This is a genomic window from Mucilaginibacter mallensis, assembly GCF_900105165.1.
Taxonomy (GTDB): domain Bacteria; phylum Bacteroidota; class Bacteroidia; order Sphingobacteriales; family Sphingobacteriaceae; genus Mucilaginibacter; species Mucilaginibacter mallensis.
Genome location: NZ_LT629740.1, coordinates 1753231 through 1774729, shown reverse-complemented (window position 1 = coordinate 1774729; position 21499 = coordinate 1753231). Strand labels below are relative to the sequence as shown.

The following is a 21499-nucleotide window of genomic DNA, read 5'->3' as shown; positions in this document are numbered from 1 at the left end:
AGACATCGTCCATTTTCGACTGATCTCTTTTACGATCAGGTACATCTGTTTTAACAAGACTTGATCGGAGTTAAAAGCACCTTTAAATTTGGTGATTATACGCAACTGCAAATTCCTGACTCTCCTAAAAACCTATTCTTCCGAATCATCAATCACCAGCATGCTCCAGCCCTTGCTACCGGCGTTGCTGAGTTGCTTTTTCTTGTCGTCCATGATTTTTTTAATACGGGTGCTGTAGGCCCAGCAGGTGCTTTGCCTTATGGCTACTATCTCTGATAATTTATGTGATGAGATCTTCCCTTTGGTGGAATACATCAAAAATATCATGTAAAATGCCTTATTGATAGGTATACGGGTGTTCTGTAATATGGTATAAGCAATTACAGATTCCTCGTAACCACATTTGGAGCAGCGGCGACTGTATGGCAAATGCCCGTTACCATAGTGTGTGTTGCCGCATTTACGGCAGGTATAGCCCTTCTCCCACTTAAGGTCGGACAGGAATTTGAAGCAGGTTTCTCGGTCGGGGTAGATCTTGCTGAACTCCTCAAAATCCACCGCTGCCGACATCACACGATCATGCGTAACCTTTTCGATATTGGTGTGCAGGGTAATGTTATCATTCTCCAGCAAAACGTTTATGCGTGAAATTTCTTCGGCCTGCTCCTTGAGCAGTATATTAACAGATTTTAGTTCCTCATTCTGCTCCTCAATAACCTGCGATTTTTCAACCAGCTCATGTGTACGCGCGCGCACCTGTTCTTCCAGGTGTTTGTTCAGGTTATCCTTCAGCTCTTCATTCTGCTTCATCTGCCTGATGATGCGGCGCTGCGCGTAATCCTTTTTCTTTTTCAGGATCCGCACTTTTTCAGCTATCGCGAACGAGATGAAAAGCATCTCCATTATAAAACAAAAACTAAGGCTATAATGTGTTAACGGACCAAAACCCAGCCACGCCCTTGATTCAAGGATCTTGATAATAAAACCCAGGAACAGGAAGCTATAACCCACCACAAAAAAACGGGCAGGCCAGTAACCCTTATTCAGCACATAATAACCCGTGTAACATGCCAGCAACAGCGGTATAAATTCTATTATCCGGTAATTGAACCAGGCGTTATTTACCGTTAAACACAAAATAAAGAATATGGTACGCAGGGCTATAACCACCCATATTAAGCGGTTAAGCGTTGGCGCCTTTGCCTTTACATATAATAAACTTTTGGTAAATAACATCCCAAAAACGCTGGCGAAAAACAAGGCCACACCATAGGCATATTGGTTCCATACGGGTGAGTTTGGCCATAAATACTGGTAGGCAATACCATCGGTACACATTTCATACATCCCTATGCTGAGGTTATATAAAATGTAATACAAGTACTGTATTTGCCTGATGGCAAAAAACATCATCAGGTTATACAGGCCAAATACCAGCAACATGCCATAAAAAACCCCGAAAAAGAAATACTCATCAAGCGCGTAATGGATAAACCAGTTAACCGACTTTAATACTACGATAACATTTGATGGCTGATGCGACCGTATACGGATATAATAAGTATGCACGCCATACAGTTCGTTATCAATGTTTACGCTAAAGTTTTTATGCTGATACAAGCGGTTAGTAAACGGGTGACTGCTGCCAAATCTGGATATGGTAAACCCATTATTCACGTTAGGCGAATAAACCGTTATATCATCAATAGTTTGATCATAAAACTCTAGCAGCCAGTTATTTTGCGTTGCCTTATTGTGATTTATGGTTATCCGGCACCAATAAGTGGTATGCGCATCATGTGTTGTTGGGTATAAACCACTGATAAGAAATTTGGATGCAATTGCAGGGCTGCGGATCTGATCAAAAGTTAATTTGCCGCTGGCATCCTCAAAGTGTAAGATCTCATCGTAGGCAAATGGGTGATGTGTGCTGGTGTCATTAAGTGTAACTGCCTTTTGCGCAAAAGCCCGCATGGCTGTGCCGCACAAAACTATAACACCAACAAATAGTAGTTTCAGTAACCGTTTTATCATACTTAAAAATCACACTATGCCCCTACCCAGATACAAACATTCGCCCGGAAAAATAATTGGTTTATTGCAGTAGCGCAATTATAACTATTAACACTAATATACGTATAGTTATACGTAAATATTACTTATTTGTTACCAAACCCAAAGCCTGTATATAACTATTATTGGGGGTACAATTTTCAAACTTGCAATTCTCCAGCATTTCATATAAAGCCTGTTTAACCTGCGCGCGGTTTGTTGGGGCAGCTTTACGAATATCCTCAAAGCTGATACGCTGTTTCTCGGTATAGTTTATAATGGTATCGTAAGCCATTGGTCTTTTAAAGGTGATAATACCGCTTACATTATCCATCTTTTTGTACGGCCAGTAGGTCCAGCCAATATTATTGGCTTCAAGCAGTTTACGGAAGTCGCCTACCCATGGATCCTTATTTTCACCGGTTTCGCCGCAATAGATCGGCACATTGTATTTATCCCTGAAATCGATATATTCCTGTATTACATCCTGTGTAGTTGGCGTCCAGTATTTGTGGAAAGTATAAACCAGCTTCGAATCAAACGGAGGGCCGAACATATGCATGTTACTGTCCCACTGCGCGCCACCGAGAATGATCAGGTGATTTTTATCTACTGTGCGTACCGCCTTGGTTAACTCTTTGTAAAAAGGTTCCAGGTATGGGTTTAATTCTTCTTTTTTGAAATAGTGCGCGATGGGCTCATTCAGCAGATCATAGCCTAATATTGCGGTTTCATTTTTATAGTGATCGGCTATCCTTGTCCATATTTGGATGGTTTCCTGCCTGCTGCCTTCGTTTTGGAACAAGAATGGGTATCCGTAGCCATCATCAATATTATCGCCTGTCTGGCCTCCCGGCGCGCTGTGCATGTCTAAAATAACATATATGCCTTCGGCTTTACACCAGCCTATCAGTTTATCGAGCAGTTCAAAGCCACGGTTAGGATTATTTTCACCCAGGTAATCCTCATTGGTAAAAAGGCGGTAACTAAAAGGTACGCGCAGGGTATTCATACCGCTGGTTTTCATAAAATGAATATCAGCCTGTGTGATGTACGCGTCCAGATATTTTTTCCAGAATATTTTAGTTTCATCAGGGCCTATCAACTCCATAAAAGCCTGGTTAATGAGCTTTGGTGAGTTGATCTTGGTAAATTTAAACATATAGCCTTCGGGTATAAGCCAGTTACCTACATTGGTGCCCTTCATTAAAAATGGTTGACCATCGGCCCCGATGATCTCTTTACCTTTTACAGAGATGAATTTTGCTGATTGCGCATTTGATATAACCGGAAATACAGCCAGAACGGTCATTAGTATAAACAAACACTTTTTCATGGTCATGTGATATTTAAGGGGATTTAATCTTAAACTTTGTAATTAATTTGCCTGTAACTTATTATATTTTTTCAGATAATTTATAACTACCTGCGTTGCATCACTATAAATACCTATATGGTGTGTACGCACTGTATAAGGTACTGTTCTGCCCTTATCGCCAGCTTGTACAGCAATTACATTTGATGGCCGGGCCGGCATATGGCAATCAATGCAATTGCTTTTTATGATACCGCCGATAGCTGTAGCCATTTTACAAAAATTATGATTCTCGGTTTTATGGCAGTTCATACATTTTTGCGAATACATGGCCAGCTGATCTCTTTCGTTATTATGCACATTGTGGCAGGTTGCGCAATCCATATTACTTTTAATAAAGCATTTACTGCTGGCCAATAACTGGTTCTGGTTACCATGCACATCAAGTTTGGTTGAATCAACCGGGGGCATGTAGTATGACAGCTCTTTAAATCTGGCAAGGTTATCACCGGGCTTAAATGCAAATATGGGCCCTATTATACGGCTCTTGTTACCAGAGTGGCAAACGGCGCACATATCCAGTTTTTGAGCACGTGTTAACGATACATAGGTGGCTATATACTTAGCCTTTTTTTCTTCGGGATAAGCTAAATGATAGTTAACGTGGTTGGCGGCGGGCCCATGGCAACGTTCGCAATCAATACCTAAAACCAGCGAATTTTTATCATAAGCAATAGTGCGGTTAAGGCTTTGATCCTGATCTGGCAATGCTTTAATGTAAGAGCTATGGCACTCAAAACAACGTGTGCCTATCATGCGGGTATAATCAACATTGGTAGTATCAAAACCGGGACTATCTGTCCAACTGTTTAAAGCTTTAAAATACGATATAGGTAACTGGAACATTTCACTGCCATGCCAGTATAAATAGCTTTCGGCCTTTACACTGCCAAAGGTAATATCAAAACGCTCAGATCTTATTTGTTTACCTTTAAAATAGGCAACCTGATACATGCCATCGCTGCGTTTTTCCATAACAACTTTCAGGTCCTTATTAAAAACATACTCGTTGCTGCCGTGATCAAAACTGCCATGTACCGTGCTGTCGGATGACAGACTGGTAGCCGAAAAATGCGCGGTATGCAGATAGTTATCATACACATCCTTATGACATTGTATACAGGTTTTTGAACCAGCGAAAATTTCTCCCCGCGGATCAGGCTTTGTGGTATTTGAAGTAAGACATTGCGAAAAAATAACAACAAGCGGAACAAAAAAAACTAATACTAAAAATAAATTCCTCTTACTTTTCATCAGTATCATTAATAAGCATCAGCAACATATTATCATGAGCAGGCTTTGCGACCTGCTCACGTGTATGTTATTGAACAATAAGCGTTGTAATTGAATGCGGTAAACTGGTTGTATTAGCTGCCATTCCTTTTATCCAAAGGTTATACGGCAGCGTTTCTTCCGTCAAATTTAATACAATTACAACAAGCTTTTTATCTTTATTAACAAAAGCTGTAGTTAATAATTGATCTCTGTTTGATGAACTGATAATACGCTTAGCACCAGGGCGTACAAACTTTGAGAAATGGCCTATGTAATAGTACGAATTCATGTAAGTAAGCTTGCCTGTTTGTACGTTGGCATGTATTGGCGCATAGCAAAAATTACCTACGTGGTTAGGGCCGCCCTGCTCATCAAGCAAAATGTTCCAGTCTGTCCAGCCCACAATGCCGTTGTTAAAGTCATTAACCATTGATTTTCCGTATACCTCGCCCCATCTCCAGTCATCTATCCTGCTCAGGTCGAAGCGTTCACTGCAGCCTTCGGTAAACATCAGATTTTTTGTAGGGAAAGCTTCATTAACCAGTTTCACGTTATCAAACACATCGCGCACATACCAGTGAAAACCAGTACCCCAAACGTATTTTGCTGCTTCCGGATCTTCATATATAGTACTTGCACGTTGATATATCAAATCGCGGTTATGATCCCATATGATCAGTTTTTTATCAGCCATCCCATTGTTATGTAGGGTTGGGCCTAAATAATTTTTTATAAAATCGCGCTCATCTTCGGCAGTATAAATACATGACTCCCATTTTTGGTTAGCCATTGGTTCATTTTGTATCGAAAGGCCCCATACAGGTATCCCTTCCTTTTCATAAGCTTTTATAAACTTAATGTAGAAGTTGGCCCATGCCTGATCAAATTCAGGTTTTAATTTACCGCCATGCATCATGTCGTTATTTGTTTTCATCCATGCCGGTGGGCTCCATGGTGATGCAAACAGGGTTAATTTACCACCTGCTGCGGCAATAGCCGATTTGATAAACGGAATACGGTATTTTTTATCATGACCGATATCGAATGTTTTTAAAGAAGCATCATTATCAGCCACATAGCTGTAGGTATCGCTTGAAAAATCGCAGCTTTGGATATTGGTGCGTGCCAGCGTATAGCCAATACCTGTTTCGGTATTGTAATAGGCATTCAGTATTTCTTTTTGCTTATCGGCAGGCAATTTGTAGAATGTCTCGGCTGAAGCATCAGTTAAAGCACCACCTACACCTAAAACAGTCTGGAATGTTTTCGCAGGATCCACAAAAATACAGGCCTCCGTTTCAACAGGCTGCGGGTGCGATTTAAAAGCTAAGGTTGCCGTACGTGTTATACGGTAATCTGTATTTTCGGCAGTAGTATATACCGCTACCGATTTACCTGTAGCAGCATATGTCTTAACTGTTTTATGAACTGTGCTTTGCGCTTTTAACAAAAAGGGGCACGCACTTAATAGTATTAGTGATAAAGTTTTTTTCATTTCCAATTTATACTGGTTTTGATTGCAATCCTGTGTTTTAGTGTTTGTGCCGATTATAAAGTTCCTGTTCCTGTTAGCCTGATATCTCTTGATGAACTGCCAACAATAAAATCAAATACTCCCGGATCCATTTCCCATTGATTTTTAACATCGTTGAAATATTTAAAAGCATCCTCGTTTAAGGTAAGCGTAACTGTTTTTTCTTCGCCTGCCTGTAGGTACACTTTGTCAAAACCCTTTAATTCCTTTTCAGGCCTTGGCAGATTCAGTTTCTCCTGTTTAACATATAGCTGTGCTACTTCTGCCCCGGCTACTGCTCCTGTATTTTTTATTTTGAAAGTAACTGTAGCCGTTTTATCACCTGTTTGTACATGCAGATCGCTGTACTTAAATGTGGTGTACGATAAGCCATAACCAAAGGCAAACTGCGGCTCAACTTTGTAAGTATCAAAATAGCGGTAGCCTACATAAATATCATCAAAGTAGTTAACGGTAACGCCATCGCCAGGATACTGGCCTAATTTAATTGCAGGCGCATCTTCCAGTTTTTTAGGGAAGCTAACCGGTAATTTACCTGATGGGTTCACCTGGCCAAAAATGATCTTAGCCAATGCGTTGCCACCTTCCATACCCGGGTACCATGCCTGTATAACGCCTTTAGCATCACCAACCCATTGGGTTACATCCATCGGGCCGCCGCCCATCAGCACAACTACTGTACGAGGGTTTGCCGCTAAAACAGCTTTTATCAATTCATTTTGACCAAAAGGCATTTGCATGTCTGTTTTATCAAAACCTTCGGTATCATAAGCATTGTCCGACCATACATTATAATCGTAACCATGTGTCCACCCGCCTACTATTACAGCAACATCAGCCTTTGAAGCAGCTTGCACCGCTTGCTTTATCATATCCGCATCGGCACCTGCGCCCCTTGCAATGTTATAGCCTTTGGTATAAGTGATCTTAACTTTTTTACCTGCGATATTCTGTAAGCCCTGTAATGGAGTTACTTCAAAAAATGCCTTGATCTGCGAGCTTCCACCGCCCATTGCTTGTTTCCGGTCGGCATTATAACCTATTACAGCAATTGATTTAATATCTGATTTTAGCGGTAAAATCTTGTCTTCGTTTTTTAGCAATACGATACCCTCTTCAGCAACTTTTTGCGCGGTTGCCTGGTGAGCGGCAGTATTGTATTCGCCTTTCATGCGTTTGCCGCCGCCAAGCATATTGGTTTTGTACATTACGTATAGCAAGCGCCTAACTTTGTCATCAACAAGGCTTACCGGCATTTTACCTGTTTTAACCAGTGTAACAACAGTATCGCCCAAAAAGAATTTACCATAGTTTGGATGCGGGCCCATGTCCAGATCAGTACCCATTTCAAGGTCGGTACCATTCCACATAGCTTGTGCAGTGCTGTGTACAGCACCCCAGTCGCTGATCACCGCACCTTTAAAACCCCATTCTTTTTTCAGGATCTGGTTTATCAGATAGTTATTTTGTGTAGCCCACTGGCCCCTGAATTTATTGTATGAGCCCATTAAGGTATAAACGCCACCCTCTTGTATAGCAGCTTTAAAACCGGGCAGATAAATCTCCCGCAAGGCACGCTCGCTCATTTGCACATCAATTGAGCCGCGGTTGGTTTCCTGGTTATTACCGGCGAAGTGTTTTACACAGGCCGATATACCCTGAGCCTGTACGCCTTTTATATAACCAACTACCATTTTTGATACCAGGTAAGGGTCTTCGCTCAGGTATTCAAAGTTGCGGCCGTTCAATGGTGAACGCATGATATTTATACCCGGGCCCAGGATCACATCCTTGCCCCTGAAATTTGCTTCGCTGCCTAAAACTGAACCAAAAGCGAAACCTAATGCTGGATTCCATGTTGAAGCCAGGCATATACCTGTTGGCAAATAGGTTCCGGAATCTAATACGCCTTTTTGAGCGTTCCATCCCCTGCCATGCTCAAGGCGCACGCCATGAGGGCCATCAGAAGTTACCATCTCGGGGATACCTAAACGCGGCACACCGCCTGAAGTAAATGATGAACTGGCGTGTATCATGTTCACCTTTTCTTCAAGGGTCATTAATTTAATAAGACTATCACTTTTGAAAGCTATTTGCGCATCAGTATAAGCAGACTGCGCTTTTGCAGAAAAAATTGAAACAGAACAGATTATGTAGCAAAATAAGGGGAATTTCAGTTTAGTATTCATTTAGGATATAGATTTTAAATTACCACACATATGTTGCTACGGCGCCGTAGTTCAAAGTACTGGTTACTGTTTTTGAGTTGAATTTAATGTTGAATGTTTGTGAACCGTTAGTATTGTTTAACACGATAAGCACCTTGGTGCCATCGGTATTTTTAAAAGCTACGTTTGGTAAAGTGGTTGAAGCATCAGATGCTATACGTACTGCACCCGGCCTTACAAATTTTGATGCGTGAGCAACAATGTAATAAGAAACATTACGTGATACCGATGTGTTGTTATTTACTGTTATGGCACCCTGGCAACTGGTACAGCCACCATTGGTATGTGGGCCATAGTTTGGATCGGAAGCCAGGTTCCACTCTATTACGTTGCGGCTCCAGTTACGGATAGCACCAACTATGAGGTTATTTACATGCCATGAAAGATCACCGCTGAATGAGCCTGTGCCAAAGGTGGCTTGCTCGGTAAAGTAAATATTTTTATTAGGAAACGCAGTGTGTACCGGTGTAAGCGCTGAAATATCACCTAAATATAAGTGAAAGGCCGAGCCATCTACATACTTATTTGCAGTTTGATCATTTAAAACGTAAATAGGGTAATCCGGGCGATCACAGTTATGATCGTAGCAGATTATTTTGGTTGTTATACTTGCCGCCTGTAAAGCCGGACCTAAATAGCTGCCGATAAATTTGGCTTCTGCAGTATCCTGCATAACCATAGCCGGATTGTTTGAAGGGTTTAAGGGTTCATTCTGAGGGGTAATGGCATCAATAGTTATTCCCTGGGCAGCCATTGCCTGTATGTATTTCACAAAATAGTTAGCGTAAGTGCTGTAATACTGCGGCAGCAGACTACCACCTGAAAGGCTGTTATTGGTTTTCATCCATGCAGGTGCGCTCCATGGGCATGCAAGGATCTTTATATTAGGATTTATAGCAATTATCTTTTTTAAAGTAGGTATCAGATCGGCTTTTTCCATATCGATACTAAACTGTTGCAGGTTAACATCTGTTGAGCCGCTTGCCACGTCATCATAAGTAAATGGGGAGGCGCTCATGTCTGATGCACCTATGGTTAAGCGTATATAGCTTATGCCGATGCTGGTGCTATCGGTTGAGAAAAGTTCGTTTATTATTGAACTGTTTACTGTTGAGCTTAGGCTGTTTATTACCTGGGCGCTGCCGCCGGTAAGCGCAAAACCAAAACCATCAATAGTTTGATAAGTAGTTGTTGTATCAACATTAATAGTTGTATTTGAATTTGCAACGCTGGTAAATAGCAAACTAATATTTTGCTTATCAAGCAATTGCGTTTTATCCTGAGTGGTTAACCACATTTTAACATCGGTTTTAACCGGTGTTCCCGGGTTTACAGGTGGAGGGGTTACTGTACTACCGCCGCCTGTAACTGTTTTTTTACTACAGCTTTGCAGCGTAAGTGTTAAGCCAACCAGTATTATTGTGGTAACCGGAATTCGTATGATTTTCATGAGTATTATTTTCTTTTTCACTATCTCGTTCACTTAAATTATTTAGCAGGAGCTCCCATGGCGAAAAAATGCACATAGTCAATTTTCATTGAGGTTGGGAAAGCGGTATCATCTACCCCATCAATACCACCCCAGGATCCGCCTACGGCAATATTCATTAAAAGGTGAAATTTTTGATCATATGGCCAGGTGGGTGAACCTTTCCCGTCATTAACATAAGAGAAAACCAATTGATTATCATAATACCCTCTAATGGCATATGGTGTCCAGTCTTCACGATATAAATGGTATGCTGTTGAAGCAGTTGGAATGTTCATGGTACTGGTTTTGGCATTACCAGCGAAATAGGTTTCATTGTGTGCGCTAAAATGCACGTTGTTAGGATCGTACCCAACCATTTCCATAATATCAACCTCGCCGGAGTTTGGCCATGGGCCATATTTATAATCATCAGGCAGCATCCATATAGCGGGCCAGGTGCCTTTTCCTGAAGGAAGCATTGCTTTCACTTCAATACGGCCATAAGTTATTGAGCCTTTTGAAACTATCCTTGTTGATGTATAACTTTCGCCACCCAAATACTGTTTTTTTGCTGTAATGGTTAACACACCATTACCTACACTTACGTTACCTAATGAATCGGTATAGTCTTCAAGCTCGGCATTTCCCCAACCGCCGCCGCCCAGGTCATATTTCCATTTGGTTGTATCGGGGGTACCTGTATTGGTAAATTCATCCGACCATACAGGTGTAGTACCAAATGTCCAGTTACTATCAACCGGTGCCTGGGGTATATAAACATATGGTTTTGCATCGTTACTTTTTCCACCACACGATGCCAGCAAAGCGGCACACATCACTCCCATTAACCATACATTAATATTATATTTCATACGTATTGGTTTCTTATAAAAGCTGCCGGTATTACCCGGCAGCTTTATAAATATTTTACAATAGTTAATTTGCGTAACCTGGGTTCTGAACCAGTTTGGTTGCGCTAAGGTCCGTAAGCGGGATAGGTAAAAGTTCATTTTTACCAGCCTGGAAACCTTTGAATGATAGTACAGTTGGAGCATCACCCCATCTTACAAGGTCAAACCAGCGATGTCCTTCTGTTGCCAGCTCTAAACGGCGCTCATTTTTAATGGTTGTCATACTTACCGGTACTGATGCTAACCCAACCCTTGCACGAACAGCATCAAGCAATGCTTGCGCGCGCGCAGATCCACCACTGCCCATTACCAATGCTTCAGCTTCCATCAGGTAAGTATCAGCCAAACGTATCTCAATATAATCATTAGGATAGTTTAACTCTACCTGGCCCTGAGTTGCCTTGTACTTGGTTAATGGCGCGTATTTTAACAGAAAGTAACCTGTGTTTTGATAGCTTGCCTGGTAAGATGATTTTTCAACAGCTACAAGGCTATCCATATCCAAAACTGTATAACCATATCTCGGGTCACCTTTCAGCGCATCATGTAATAGCTTGGTAACGGGGTTAAAGCCCCATCCGCCTGCATAAGTGGCATCGCCAAAGTTACGTGGGCCTACCATTTGTACATATACATTGCCTTTAAAGGTATTCCAGTTATTCCAGGTGTAAGCCTGTGTAGCTGTACGGGTTATTTCAAATATCGCTTCGCTGTTAAATTTATTATTAGGGCTGAAAATTGAACCGAAATTAGCCACTAAGTGGTAACCATAAACTGGGGTTGTGCCGCCTGGTGTGCCATTAACAATTGCAAATTCAGTTGCTGCCTGAGCCCATTTTTTCTCGTATAAATATACCTTACCTAACAAAGCAATAGCAGCGCCTTGTGTAACACGGCCTTGTTCGCTTGCAACAACAGTTGCAGGCAAGTTAGGGATAGCAGCTGTTAAATCAGCTTCAATTTGCGCATAAACATCAGCTGGTTTGGCTTGTAGCTGATTGTAAATGTCAGCTTGTGCAAGTGGTTTTAATATTAAGGGTACATTTTTAAATAATCTTTCCAGATCAAAGTAATAATGTGCACGTAAGAATTGCGCTTCGGCAGTGTATCTTTTCTTAAGATCATCGCTTAATCCCGGTACACCACCTACTTCAGCCAAAATTGTGTTTGCACGGCTTACGCCCAGGAAGTTAATTGGCCAAAAACCTTGTTGCGGTCCGGCTGCCGAATTCAATTGGTAATTGTTCCATAATTGCCAGTCGTTTGTATCGTTTGGACCACCACCACCTGCATAACAATCATCAGATGCTGAATTTAACGGACCTAGCACATCGGTATACGTTCCATCCAAACCACCTGTTTCAGTAGTTAACGGATCGTAAGCTGCTGCCAAACCGGCGAAGGCCTGGTCAGGTGTTTGGTAATAATTTGACGCCGCGAACTCCCCTTTGGGATTCACCTGCAGGAAGGATTTTTTGCAGGATGCAAATACGCCCATCCCCAGCAAAAAAACCGTTGTATACTTGATATAATTTTTTTTCATAATATAATATTTTTAATGATTCAATAGTTATAAAGTAACATCTACACCAACCCTGAATGTACGGGCAGTTGGATATACACCCTGATCAACCCCTACGGTGTTTTTATCGCCACCTGCAAACTCTGGATCGAAGCCATTATACTTTGTTATAGTGAATAAATTATCGGCAGCAACGTATATACGTAATTTAGTGATATCCAGCTTGCTATTTAACGATTTTGGCAAAGTGTATCCGAATTGCAACGATTTTAAGCGCAGATAAGCACCACTTTGTAAAAAGTAGCTGGACGGACTTGTATGATTACCATTCGGATCGGCATCTGTCAATCTTGGAATGCTGGTATTAGTATTAGTTGGAGTCCAGGCATCTAATGCTGAAATTGGGTAATTAGCAGTGTTTATATCCAAACGACGATATTCCTGGAATACTTTGTTTCCCCAAACACCCTGGCCAAATAAGCTCATGTCAAACTGTTTGTAGTTTGCGCTGAATGAAAAGCCGTATGTCCAGCTTGGTTGCGGGTTACCTAAGTAGGTACGATCTTTGGGACCGATTGTACCCGGGCCACCAAGGTTAGCATATTTTAAATCACCTGGTTTTGCATTAGGCTGGAAAACATTGCCCTGAGAATCTTTATAATTGTTAACATCAGCTTGTGATTGGAATATACCTACCACTTTGTATCCGTAAAACTCATCAAATGGCTGGCCAACTGCTAAACGTTGTATTTGTGATGGGTTACCACCTTGCCAGCTACCTTCATTAATGAATGGAAGAATGCTAATGCTGGTAACTTCATTATGGTTGTATGCTATGTTACCACCAAAAGTCAGGTTAAAATCACCTACTTTTTTATTGTAGCCTAACTGTAACTCAATACCCTTGTTGGTGATACCACCAGCATTTGAAAATGGAGGGTTAGCAACACCCGCATAAGCCGGAAGCGGCACCTGCATTAATAGACCGTCAGATACTTTTTTGTAAACATCAATGGTCACGGTTAAATCATGAAATAATGTCGCATCCAATGCCAGATCTGTAGATTTATCCTTTTCCCATTCAAGGTTAGGATTGGCAAGTGTTTGCGGGCCGTAACCTGTGTATAATACCTGGCCACCATTAGAACCAAATACATAACTGCCAATACCACTTATAATTGGTGAATACTGAAATGTTCCTAAGGCTAATTCGTTACCTAATACACCATAAGATGCACGGAATTTCAACAAATCAACAAATGTATTTTTTGGAAACCAATCTTCTTTAGAAGCTACCCAGCCGATTGATGCTGAAGGGAATGTACCGTAAACATGATTTTCACCAAATTTTGATGAGCCATCACGCCTGATCATACCCTGGAAAAGATATTTTCCATCATAATCATAAGTTACACGACCGAAAAGGGAAGCTAATGTTACAGGCTGATTATCATTAGCGCTGCCTAAACGGTTAGCTTGTGCTAAAGGAAAATTGAAAGAAGCATCCTGGTATGAACTAATAGGCTCGCCCTGGTAAGTTACTGAAGAACCGTAACCGCTTTCTTGCTCTGCACTTGTACCTCCTAAAATTGTAAAGTTGTGCTTACCTATTGAACGAGTATAGGTGGCAGTATTATCCCAGTTCCATTCAAGGCCCTGGTTCATCTGGCGGTTTTGAGAGTTATTTACAAGGCTGCTTGTACTTGAGTTTAAGTAATATAGCGGCGTAAATTGCTCAGTACCATAAAATGCTTGTTTACCGGCAATTTCAGTTTTAATAGAAAGGCCTTTGATTGGCTCAATTGATAAGAACACATCACCAAACAAGTTATGTGACCAGTTATAGTTACCATTTTGCAATTGTGCCTGTGCCAATGGATTAACAATTTCCTGACCTACATAGTTAGAAATACCGTAAGGTAAACCCTGAGCATTTCTTAAAAGAAAAGCCGAGTTAGTATTATAAATGGCGGCATTGGGCTGCGCATTGATATCACTAACCGTTACAGGTGTAATCGGATCAAGGTTTATAGCATCTGCTAACGGACCACCGAATACGCTGTTTGTATTGAAGAAAGTAGTACTGCGGGTATAAGCATAGTTAAAGTTCTCACCGAAAGTAAGATATTTTTTAGGCTTAAAAGTACTATTCAATCTTAAGTTAAATCTTTTGTAATCAGAGTTATTCGGCATTACTATACCTTTTTGATCAAGGTAGCCTAATGAAGCATAGTAAGTTGCTTTATCGGTACCGCCGCTAACCGAAAGGTTATTTTGCATGATAGGGGCATGACCAAAAATCTCATTTTGCCAGTTGGTACCGGTACCAAATTGAGATGGATTAGCAAATGGCGCCGTGCCACCATCATTGGTAACGGCTTCGTTCCTTAACTGCGCATATTGAGTTGCGTTTGGAAGATCAAGTTTTTTAGTAACTGATTGCGTACCATAATAAAAATCATAAGTGATCTTTGGTTCGCCTGCTTTTCCTTTTTTGGTAGTGATCAATATAACACCGTTTGATGAACGTGAACCGTAAATGGCTGCTGACGCATCTTTCAACACTTGTATTGATTCGATATCATTAGGGTTGATAGCGTCATAACCACCATTATCCCAGATCTGACCATCAACAACATACAGCGGGCTGCTATTAGTTAAAGAGTTTTGACCACGAATAATTATATTAGGTGCAGCACCAGGTGAGCCTGAACTTTGCGTAACCAAAACACCTGCCGCGCGGCCTTCAAGGGCATCGTCAACACGTGTAATTTGCTGGTCTTTTAAATCAGCGGCACCAACACTTGAAATTGCACCGGTAACGGTTGCCTTCTTTTGCGTACCGTAACCAATAACCACCACCTCATTAAGGCCGGTTGTGGCATCAGCCAGGCTTGTATTAAGTGTATAACGGCCGTCAATGGCTACATCTTTTGGATCGTAGCCAATAAATGAAAAACTTAATGTGCCATTTGAAGGAGATTTTATTGAGTAACCACCGTTAGCATCAGTAACTGTGCCTTCCTGGGTTCCCTTTAATTTTACTGTAACCCCTGGCAAAGGTGCTCCTGTTTTGTCGCTTACCGTACCTTTTACGGTAATGTTCTGCGCAAAGGCAAATGACATGCCCGATAACAGGAGGATAAATAAAAATGTAATTGTTTTTCTCATGAATAAAAAAATTAATAGTTGGTTTTTGATAAGTGTTTAAAAGTTTAATGTTCCTTTTTAAAGAACTACCGGCAACTAACCGTAGGCAGTTAAGTAGAATGGACAATCCATAGCTATGAGTTTAATTTATGTAAATAATAAGTTACTACAGGGAGTTTTTAGGTTTCCTTGTAATTGGTGCACCAAACATATGAAAGTTTGAAATATAAAAGCAAATTTATTTTTACATAAATGATTGATTTTTAGGCATTTATATCATTTTTGAAACGCTTCAATCACAAGACTATAAATCAAATTAGGCTTGATAATCAGCACAAAAGCTTTATTTGGTCGTTTAATCAAAAAAAATTGATACGGTTCGTTCCAGAATGTCTTTTTTTTCTGTTTTTAGAGGGATATAGCGTAAATGCGGCATTTATAGGGGAAATAGCGCCAAAAACGGCCAAATACCGTCATTTTAACAGTTTTTTGATTGCTTGAATCAGCTAAATTGTTATAGCATTTGACTATTAGCGACTTAAAGTTATTCTGTTTAATAACAAGTTAAAATGCTTCAAAATGAAGCATTTTGGTCAATTTTCAGTGTTTTAGAGTCTATTCGATCATAATTGTACTTTTTGCGGTTCGATTGCATAAGTTATTAGAAATATTTTGCTCATAATTGAGGAGATTTTCAGTGTATAAACAGGTATTATTTGGCAGTATTAAGTGGTTCAAAACATTAACAGTCTAGTCCCCTATTCATCCTGATTCAAACAATTTTGCACTGATGAACGGAGCAATAAAGGGGCTCGTTAAGTCAGTCAAACCAACCATAAACACCACAAAAAAAGCGACCAGTTTTCAACTGATCGCTTTACATTCATTGTCCATAATCAAAACCAAAAGATCATGAACTCTCTATTAACCCTGTTATATATTTGAGACAAAAACAGCGTTCATCATCAATAAGCCTTACAGGCTTTAAACATTTACTTTTTCAGTACCAGGTAGCCATAGGCTGCAAAACTATATTGTGTTGATAAAGTAACACTTGCATTGGTTAAACCATTAGTCCATGTGGTATTTTGCAACCCGGCAGGTATATTAAAGGTTTGTGCGCTGTTTTTGGCGTTCACCAGTATCAGTACATCATCCGTTCCTGATGTTTTCTCAAAAGCGATAATATTAGCATCGTTATACTGTGTTAATGCACCGGTTTTTACAGCTTCATGCGCTGTGCGGAAAGCCAGAATTTGCTTGTAGGCAGTTACCATATCCGGGTTTGCAGTATAATCAACCGGTACATTGGTAAAAATGCTGATCGGATTAGGATAACCTACCTCCTGGCTATCATATATCAGCGGTACACCATTCATATAGGCAGCTAAAACAAACGCTGCTAAAGCGCCTTGTTTGCCGTTATACTCGGTAATAGTACTGCCATCTGATGAAGCATCGTCGTGGTTAGTGATATACCGTAATTTTGTACCTGTTGATGGTATAGAGTTGATCTCAGCGGTATTGGTGGTAAACAATGCACTTGGTGCCTGTGTATTCGCAAATACGCCTTTTAAGGTACTATAATAGCTAAACGCGTAATCCATCTGGAAGCCCGCGCTGATTTCGGCGCTGGTTGTACCTTCGGCTAAATAGATCAATTTGTGGGTTTTTATAGTATTTAAGGTATCAAGCGCCTGAACCCAGAAATCTGATGGAATATTATCGGCAAAATCACAACGGTAACCGTCAATATTAGCGGTAAACACCCAGTATTTCATTGCGCGTATCATAGCGGTACGCATAGCCGTGCTATTAAAATTCAAGGCAGCTACATCGGTATAATTTGTTCCCGGGGGATAAATTATATTGCCGTTAGCATCCTGCTGATACCATGATTTGTTGGAGATCCATACATTATCCCATGAGGTATCATTAGCCACCCAATCCAGTATTACAGCCATGCCCAGGCCATGCGCCGCTGCAACCAGGTTGCGCAGATCGGCCAATGTGCCGAAATTTGAATTAACCCCATTGTAATCTTTAATACAATAAGGCGAATTAATACTTTTAAGCACACCAACCGGATAGGTAGGCATTAACCATATAACATTAACACCAAGCGCCTTAATAGAATCAAGCCTGACCTGCACACCCTGAAAGGTAGCCGGCGTATAGGTTTGGGTATTCACCTCGTACATTACAATGTCCTTGGTAGCGGGTACACCAGCATAAGGCGTACCATATTGTGCCGGATCTTTATAGATACTATCTTTAGTTGTTGTTGTTTTAGTAACTGTTGTTGGGCCGCTGTTTGATTTGCTGCAGGCAAAGCACAATAGCAAAGCAGGTAATATTAAACCGTTCATTTTTAGTTTTTTACTTAATTTCATTTCCACTTCTCCCCTTATATTTTATTTATAATTTATTTGAATAGTTATTGCCGAGTTATCAATTGTAACCCACTTAACTGCACAGCTTTCAGTAGGATAAGCACTCCCCTGCGGATCGCCGCCGGCAGCGGCACCCAAAAACTGGAAGCTTCCGCTCTGCAGTTTTAACTGATCGTTGCCTGTTTGTATGGTATTTGCCTGATCAAAACCATGCAGTATAAGTTTAATGTGCTTAAAGTGCGTTTTGTAGCTCCCTTCGGCAGCATTAAAAATGATGGTGTGATTTGCAGGATTAAAAGTAATCAGCCTTTTATAAAAATCGCCTTTTTGGTAAGCAAAGCTTTTACCATCGTCCTCATAATAAACAAAATGGTTTGCTGTAGTGCCTTTATAAACATGTACAAACAACGTATCTACAGGCTGCTCTGCGGTTGATTGTACCAGCGACTGCATTGGTATTATGCTGCCGCCTTTTACGTACACAGGGAGCTTATTAAGGCTTAAAGGGACAATTTTCTCCTGTTTGCCAGCCTCCTGCAATCCGTTATACAGGTCGTACCAGATACCTTCGGGGAAATAGATCTTTCCGTACTCCTTGGTGCTTTCAAATGGTGCTACCATAATACCATTGCCAAATTCAAATTGATTTTGATAATCGGCCCATAAAACTTTAGGATCAAAAGTATAATCAATAGCCAGCGAGCGCATAACAGGCAAGCCATTTTGGGTTGATTCATAAAAGCCTGAATAGATATATGGCAATAACTGGTAACGCAGGCTGATGTAGTTACGGGTGATATCAAGCACATCCTCACCAAATGTCCATGGCTCGGCTGCTTTGCTGTTAAAGGCTGTATGATTACGATAGTATGGTATAAAAGCCCCGAGTTCCATCCAACGGGCGTATAATGATGTTGTTGGGTTACCGGTGAAACCACCAATATCCATACCGGTAAATGAAACACCGCTTAAGCCTAAGCTATTCATTAAGCGTACACCTTGCAGCATGTGATCTTCTTCGGCGCGGTTATCGCCTGTCCATATAGCGGTATAACGCTGCAGACCGGCAAAACCTGAGCGCGTTAAAATAAACGGACGTTCCTTAAACTGCATTAAAGCACCCTCATAGCTGGAGCGGGCCATTTGCATACCATAAATATTGTGCGCCTGTAGATGACTTGTTTGGTGGCCATCATAATCAAACAAAACATTATCGGGCATTTTTGATCCCCAGGTTGCAATTTCGTTCATATCATTCCAGATACCGCTAACGCCTGATTCGGCAAAGAATTTAACCTGGCTATGCCACCAGTCACGGCCCTTTTGGCTCGTGAAATCGTTAAAATTACACCAGCCCGGCCAAACAGCGCCTACATAAGGCTGCCCATCCGGATATTTGATGTAAACATCGTTTTTTAAACCGCTCTCATAAGCCGGTGCTCCCGGGGCTATTTTAATACCCGGATCAACGATCACGGTTGTTTTAAAACCCAGTTTGTTCAATTCGGCATTCATGCCTGCCGGATCAGGGAAACGGTTCTTGTTCCAGGTGAAAAGCTGGTATTTATCCATATAATGAATATCCAGGGTAATGCCGTCAGCCGGGATATGTTTTTCGCGCAGCGTATGTGCTATACGCATTACTTCCGCCTCGGGATAATAGCTGTAGCGGTTTTGCTGATAGCCCAGCGACCACATAGGCGGCAACGGCATACGACCTGTTAAATAAGTATAGGAGGTGATTATATCGGCAAGGTGCTTGTGATAAATGAAGTAATAATTCATTTCGCCGCCACGCGCTCCGAACGAGGAGAAACGGTTGGTACTCGCGCCAAAGTTGAAGTCGGTTTGATAGGTATTATCCAGGAAAATACCATAGCTTAAGCCATGGTGAATACCTATATAAAAAGGTATGCTTGAGTAAAGCGGATCCTGGGTTATGCTGTAACCATAAACATCAGAGTTCCAGTTGGTGTACCCGCTGCCGGTTCTGTCGAGGTTCCCGGTTTTTTCGCCCAGACCTATGAAATGCTCATCTGGCTGCAACGTTTTATAATCGGTTACAGATTCATTTACCCACGAAGTTGATAAACCTTTATCATCTTCATTTATAACCTGACCATCGGGGGTATAATAGGCTATTGAAAATGGTTGTTTTTGAATTACCGCTTTTAATGAATCGGTGATGATATCAATTTCGGTATCTGTTTGTTTAATATTAGCCTTAACAGCTATTGGTTTGCCAACAACGGCATACGAAAAATCGGGTACCAAAACTTTTCTATCCATACGCACCCTTATAACCGATGGTGTGTAAACAGTTACCTCGGCATTAGCGTTGGTGATGGTTATACTAACCTTTTGATCTTCGATCTTAACCGCAGTTACATTTCCAACGTTTATCACCGGGCTTTGCTGGCAATAACCAACGCTCATCATAAATAAAGAAAGGACGGGAACAATAACAGAATATTTTTTTTTCATTGCAGAAATTATAAAGAGCAGCAAACAATTCACTGCCTGCTGCTCTCTTTAGATTAATTTGGAACTACCGAATATAGATAGCCTACTTGTTTTGATTGGGTCATGTCAATGGTGATGGTATAAGTACCGGCATTAACAATGTTGATAGAACTTGAATCATTAAAAATCATTGGTCCTGTAAGGTTATTTGAATTTGACGGACCATAGTTAATGTCCCATCCATCGTTCGCCCTGAATTTTAAGGCACCCGCGGTAAGCGCGGTTGTAATTGTCCATAAACCTGTTGACTGGTTATAGGTCATCGGGGTTGATGTATTCCACTGCCCAACAGTTGCTGTGCCTATAATACCGAAGGTGCTTATATAAGTTGCACTATAAGTTAAGGCTGATGTATTGGCATCAAGCAAATAAACACCTGCCGAGTTATACCCTATACCACCAGCGCTACCATTAGTTGTTAACGTGCCATTGCCGCCATCGCCATAGTTAATATGGTTGTAATCAGGCGCTGAGGTAAATTTGAAGTTACCGGCGGCACTGAAATAAGCATATCCTTCAAACATATTAGGCGATTGCTTTGGAATAGTAGGCGCACTTGCAGGTGCATAACCCTCATAAGAGCCGGGTAACCATAACCTATCAACACCCTTAAATGTGGTAAGCGCTATCTTAACAATTTTAGAGTAAACGGTATCCTTGCCATATATGGCTGATCCTACACGCAGTTCAACAGATGTTGGGGCATTTGGCGCCAGGTTTAAACCATTTGTTAATAAAGTATTTAATGTACCGTAAGATAGTGACACACTATTGCCGGATGTTACATTACCAAGGTTAACCAATGCAGAGAAGTTTTTTCCGGCGGAATCAACCTGCACAAAATAACTTACTACTGCTGATACGCCGTAGGTGGCGCTTTTCCAGTTAATTTTTAGTATTTGTGATGAATCTGCTTGTGTTACAATAATTGCGGTATCAGCTGAAGGGCTCGTTATAACCGGAGCCTGTATATTACCTACATTAGCCAGCTTATCCTTTTTGCATGCCTGCAGCAAGGCAAAGCTTAAAACAGCTGCTATAATGAATATTTTTTTCATGATGATG

The 21499-nt window shown here is 41.1% G+C and carries 12 protein-coding genes; all 12 read right to left on the bottom strand.

The window, feature by feature from the left end; translation table 11 throughout:
• Window positions 1-132: 132 nt before the first annotated feature.
• The 12 genes from BLU33_RS07190 to BLU33_RS07130 all read right to left on the bottom strand — a co-directional run bounded on the left by BLU33_RS07190 (window position 133) and on the right by BLU33_RS07130 (window position 21492).
• A complete protein-coding gene (locus BLU33_RS07190) occupies window positions 133-2034 on the bottom strand; it encodes a 7TMR-DISM family protein (RefSeq protein ID WP_091370755.1) in 1902 nt (633 codons plus the stop codon).
• A gap of 121 nt (window positions 2035-2155) precedes the next feature.
• Window positions 2156-3388 carry a glycoside hydrolase family 5 protein gene (locus BLU33_RS07185; RefSeq protein ID WP_091380287.1) on the bottom strand — a complete coding sequence of 411 codons (1233 nt, stop codon included), beginning with the start codon at window positions 3386-3388 and terminating at the stop codon, window positions 2156-2158.
• A 42-nt stretch (window positions 3389-3430) separates the two neighbouring features.
• Window positions 3431-4681: a multiheme c-type cytochrome gene (locus tag BLU33_RS07180; RefSeq protein WP_091370753.1), complete on the bottom strand. Its 1251-nt coding sequence runs from the start codon at window positions 4679-4681 to the stop codon at window positions 3431-3433.
• Window positions 4682-4748: 67 nt separating this feature from the next.
• Window positions 4749-6197, bottom strand: coding sequence for a glycoside hydrolase family 30 protein (locus tag BLU33_RS07175; protein ID WP_091370751.1), 1449 nt, complete (start codon window positions 6195-6197; stop codon window positions 4749-4751).
• Between the two features lie 53 nt (window positions 6198-6250).
• Window positions 6251-8296 (bottom strand): glycoside hydrolase family 3 C-terminal domain-containing protein, encoded by a 2046-nt coding sequence (locus tag BLU33_RS07170; protein ID WP_232009412.1) that lies wholly within the window; start codon window positions 8294-8296, stop codon window positions 6251-6253.
• Between the two features lie 148 nt (window positions 8297-8444).
• Window positions 8445-9914 carry a glycoside hydrolase family 30 protein gene (locus tag BLU33_RS07165; RefSeq protein ID WP_091370747.1) on the bottom strand — a complete coding sequence of 490 codons (1470 nt, stop codon included), beginning with the start codon at window positions 9912-9914 and terminating at the stop codon, window positions 8445-8447.
• 38 nt (window positions 9915-9952) lie between these two features.
• Window positions 9953-10807 (bottom strand): glycoside hydrolase family 16 protein, encoded by an 855-nt coding sequence (locus BLU33_RS07160; protein ID WP_232009411.1) that lies wholly within the window; start codon window positions 10805-10807, stop codon window positions 9953-9955.
• A 64-nt stretch (window positions 10808-10871) separates the two neighbouring features.
• Window positions 10872-12389: a RagB/SusD family nutrient uptake outer membrane protein gene (locus tag BLU33_RS07155; protein ID WP_091370745.1), complete on the bottom strand. Its 1518-nt coding sequence runs from the start codon at window positions 12387-12389 to the stop codon at window positions 10872-10874.
• Window positions 12390-12416: 27 nt separating this feature from the next.
• The gene (locus BLU33_RS07150; RefSeq protein ID WP_091370744.1) at window positions 12417-15539 is read right to left on the bottom strand and encodes a SusC/RagA family TonB-linked outer membrane protein; all 3123 of its coding nucleotides are present in this window, start codon (window positions 15537-15539) and stop codon (window positions 12417-12419) included.
• A gap of 971 nt (window positions 15540-16510) precedes the next feature.
• A complete protein-coding gene (locus tag BLU33_RS07140; protein ID WP_091370739.1) occupies window positions 16511-17911 on the bottom strand; it encodes an alpha-amylase family glycosyl hydrolase in 1401 nt (466 codons plus the stop codon).
• A gap of 21 nt (window positions 17912-17932) precedes the next feature.
• Window positions 17933-20395 carry a glycoside hydrolase family 31 protein gene (locus BLU33_RS07135; RefSeq protein WP_091370736.1) on the bottom strand — a complete coding sequence of 821 codons (2463 nt, stop codon included), beginning with the start codon at window positions 20393-20395 and terminating at the stop codon, window positions 17933-17935.
• A 53-nt stretch (window positions 20396-20448) separates the two neighbouring features.
• Entirely contained in the window at window positions 20449-21492 is a 1044-nt protein-coding gene (locus tag BLU33_RS07130; RefSeq protein WP_091370734.1) for a SusE domain-containing protein, read from the bottom strand.
• Window positions 21493-21499: the final 7 nt, after the last annotated feature.

What these genes read in the sequence shown, in the direction of transcription:
- BLU33_RS07175 (WP_091370751.1), bottom strand. Translation starts at nt 6,197, where the DNA reads ATGAAAAAAACTTTATCACTAATACTATTAAGTGCGTGCCCCTTTTTG.
- BLU33_RS07150 (WP_091370744.1), bottom strand. Translation starts at nt 15,539, where the DNA reads ATGAGAAAAACAATTACATTTTTATTTATCCTCCTGTTATCGGGCATG.
- BLU33_RS07140 (WP_091370739.1), bottom strand. Translation starts at nt 17,911, where the DNA reads ATGAAATTAAGTAAAAAACTAAAAATGAACGGTTTAATATTACCTGCT.
- BLU33_RS07155 (WP_091370745.1), bottom strand. Translation starts at nt 12,389, where the DNA reads ATGAAAAAAAATTATATCAAGTATACAACGGTTTTTTTGCTGGGGATG.
- BLU33_RS07130 (WP_091370734.1), bottom strand. Translation starts at nt 21,492, where the DNA reads ATGAAAAAAATATTCATTATAGCAGCTGTTTTAAGCTTTGCCTTGCTG.
- BLU33_RS07135 (WP_091370736.1), bottom strand. Translation starts at nt 20,395, where the DNA reads ATGAAAAAAAAATATTCTGTTATTGTTCCCGTCCTTTCTTTATTTATG.
- BLU33_RS07180 (WP_091370753.1), bottom strand. Translation starts at nt 4,681, where the DNA reads ATGAAAAGTAAGAGGAATTTATTTTTAGTATTAGTTTTTTTTGTTCCG.
- BLU33_RS07160 (WP_232009411.1), bottom strand. Translation starts at nt 10,807, where the DNA reads ATGAAATATAATATTAATGTATGGTTAATGGGAGTGATGTGTGCCGCT.
- BLU33_RS07165 (WP_091370747.1), bottom strand. Translation starts at nt 9,914, where the DNA reads ATGAAAATCATACGAATTCCGGTTACCACAATAATACTGGTTGGCTTA.
- BLU33_RS07190 (WP_091370755.1), bottom strand. Translation starts at nt 2,034, where the DNA reads ATGATAAAACGGTTACTGAAACTACTATTTGTTGGTGTTATAGTTTTG.
- BLU33_RS07185 (WP_091380287.1), bottom strand. Translation starts at nt 3,388, where the DNA reads ATGAAAAAGTGTTTGTTTATACTAATGACCGTTCTGGCTGTATTTCCG.
- BLU33_RS07170 (WP_232009412.1), bottom strand. Translation starts at nt 8,296, where the DNA reads ATGACCCTTGAAGAAAAGGTGAACATGATACACGCCAGTTCATCATTT.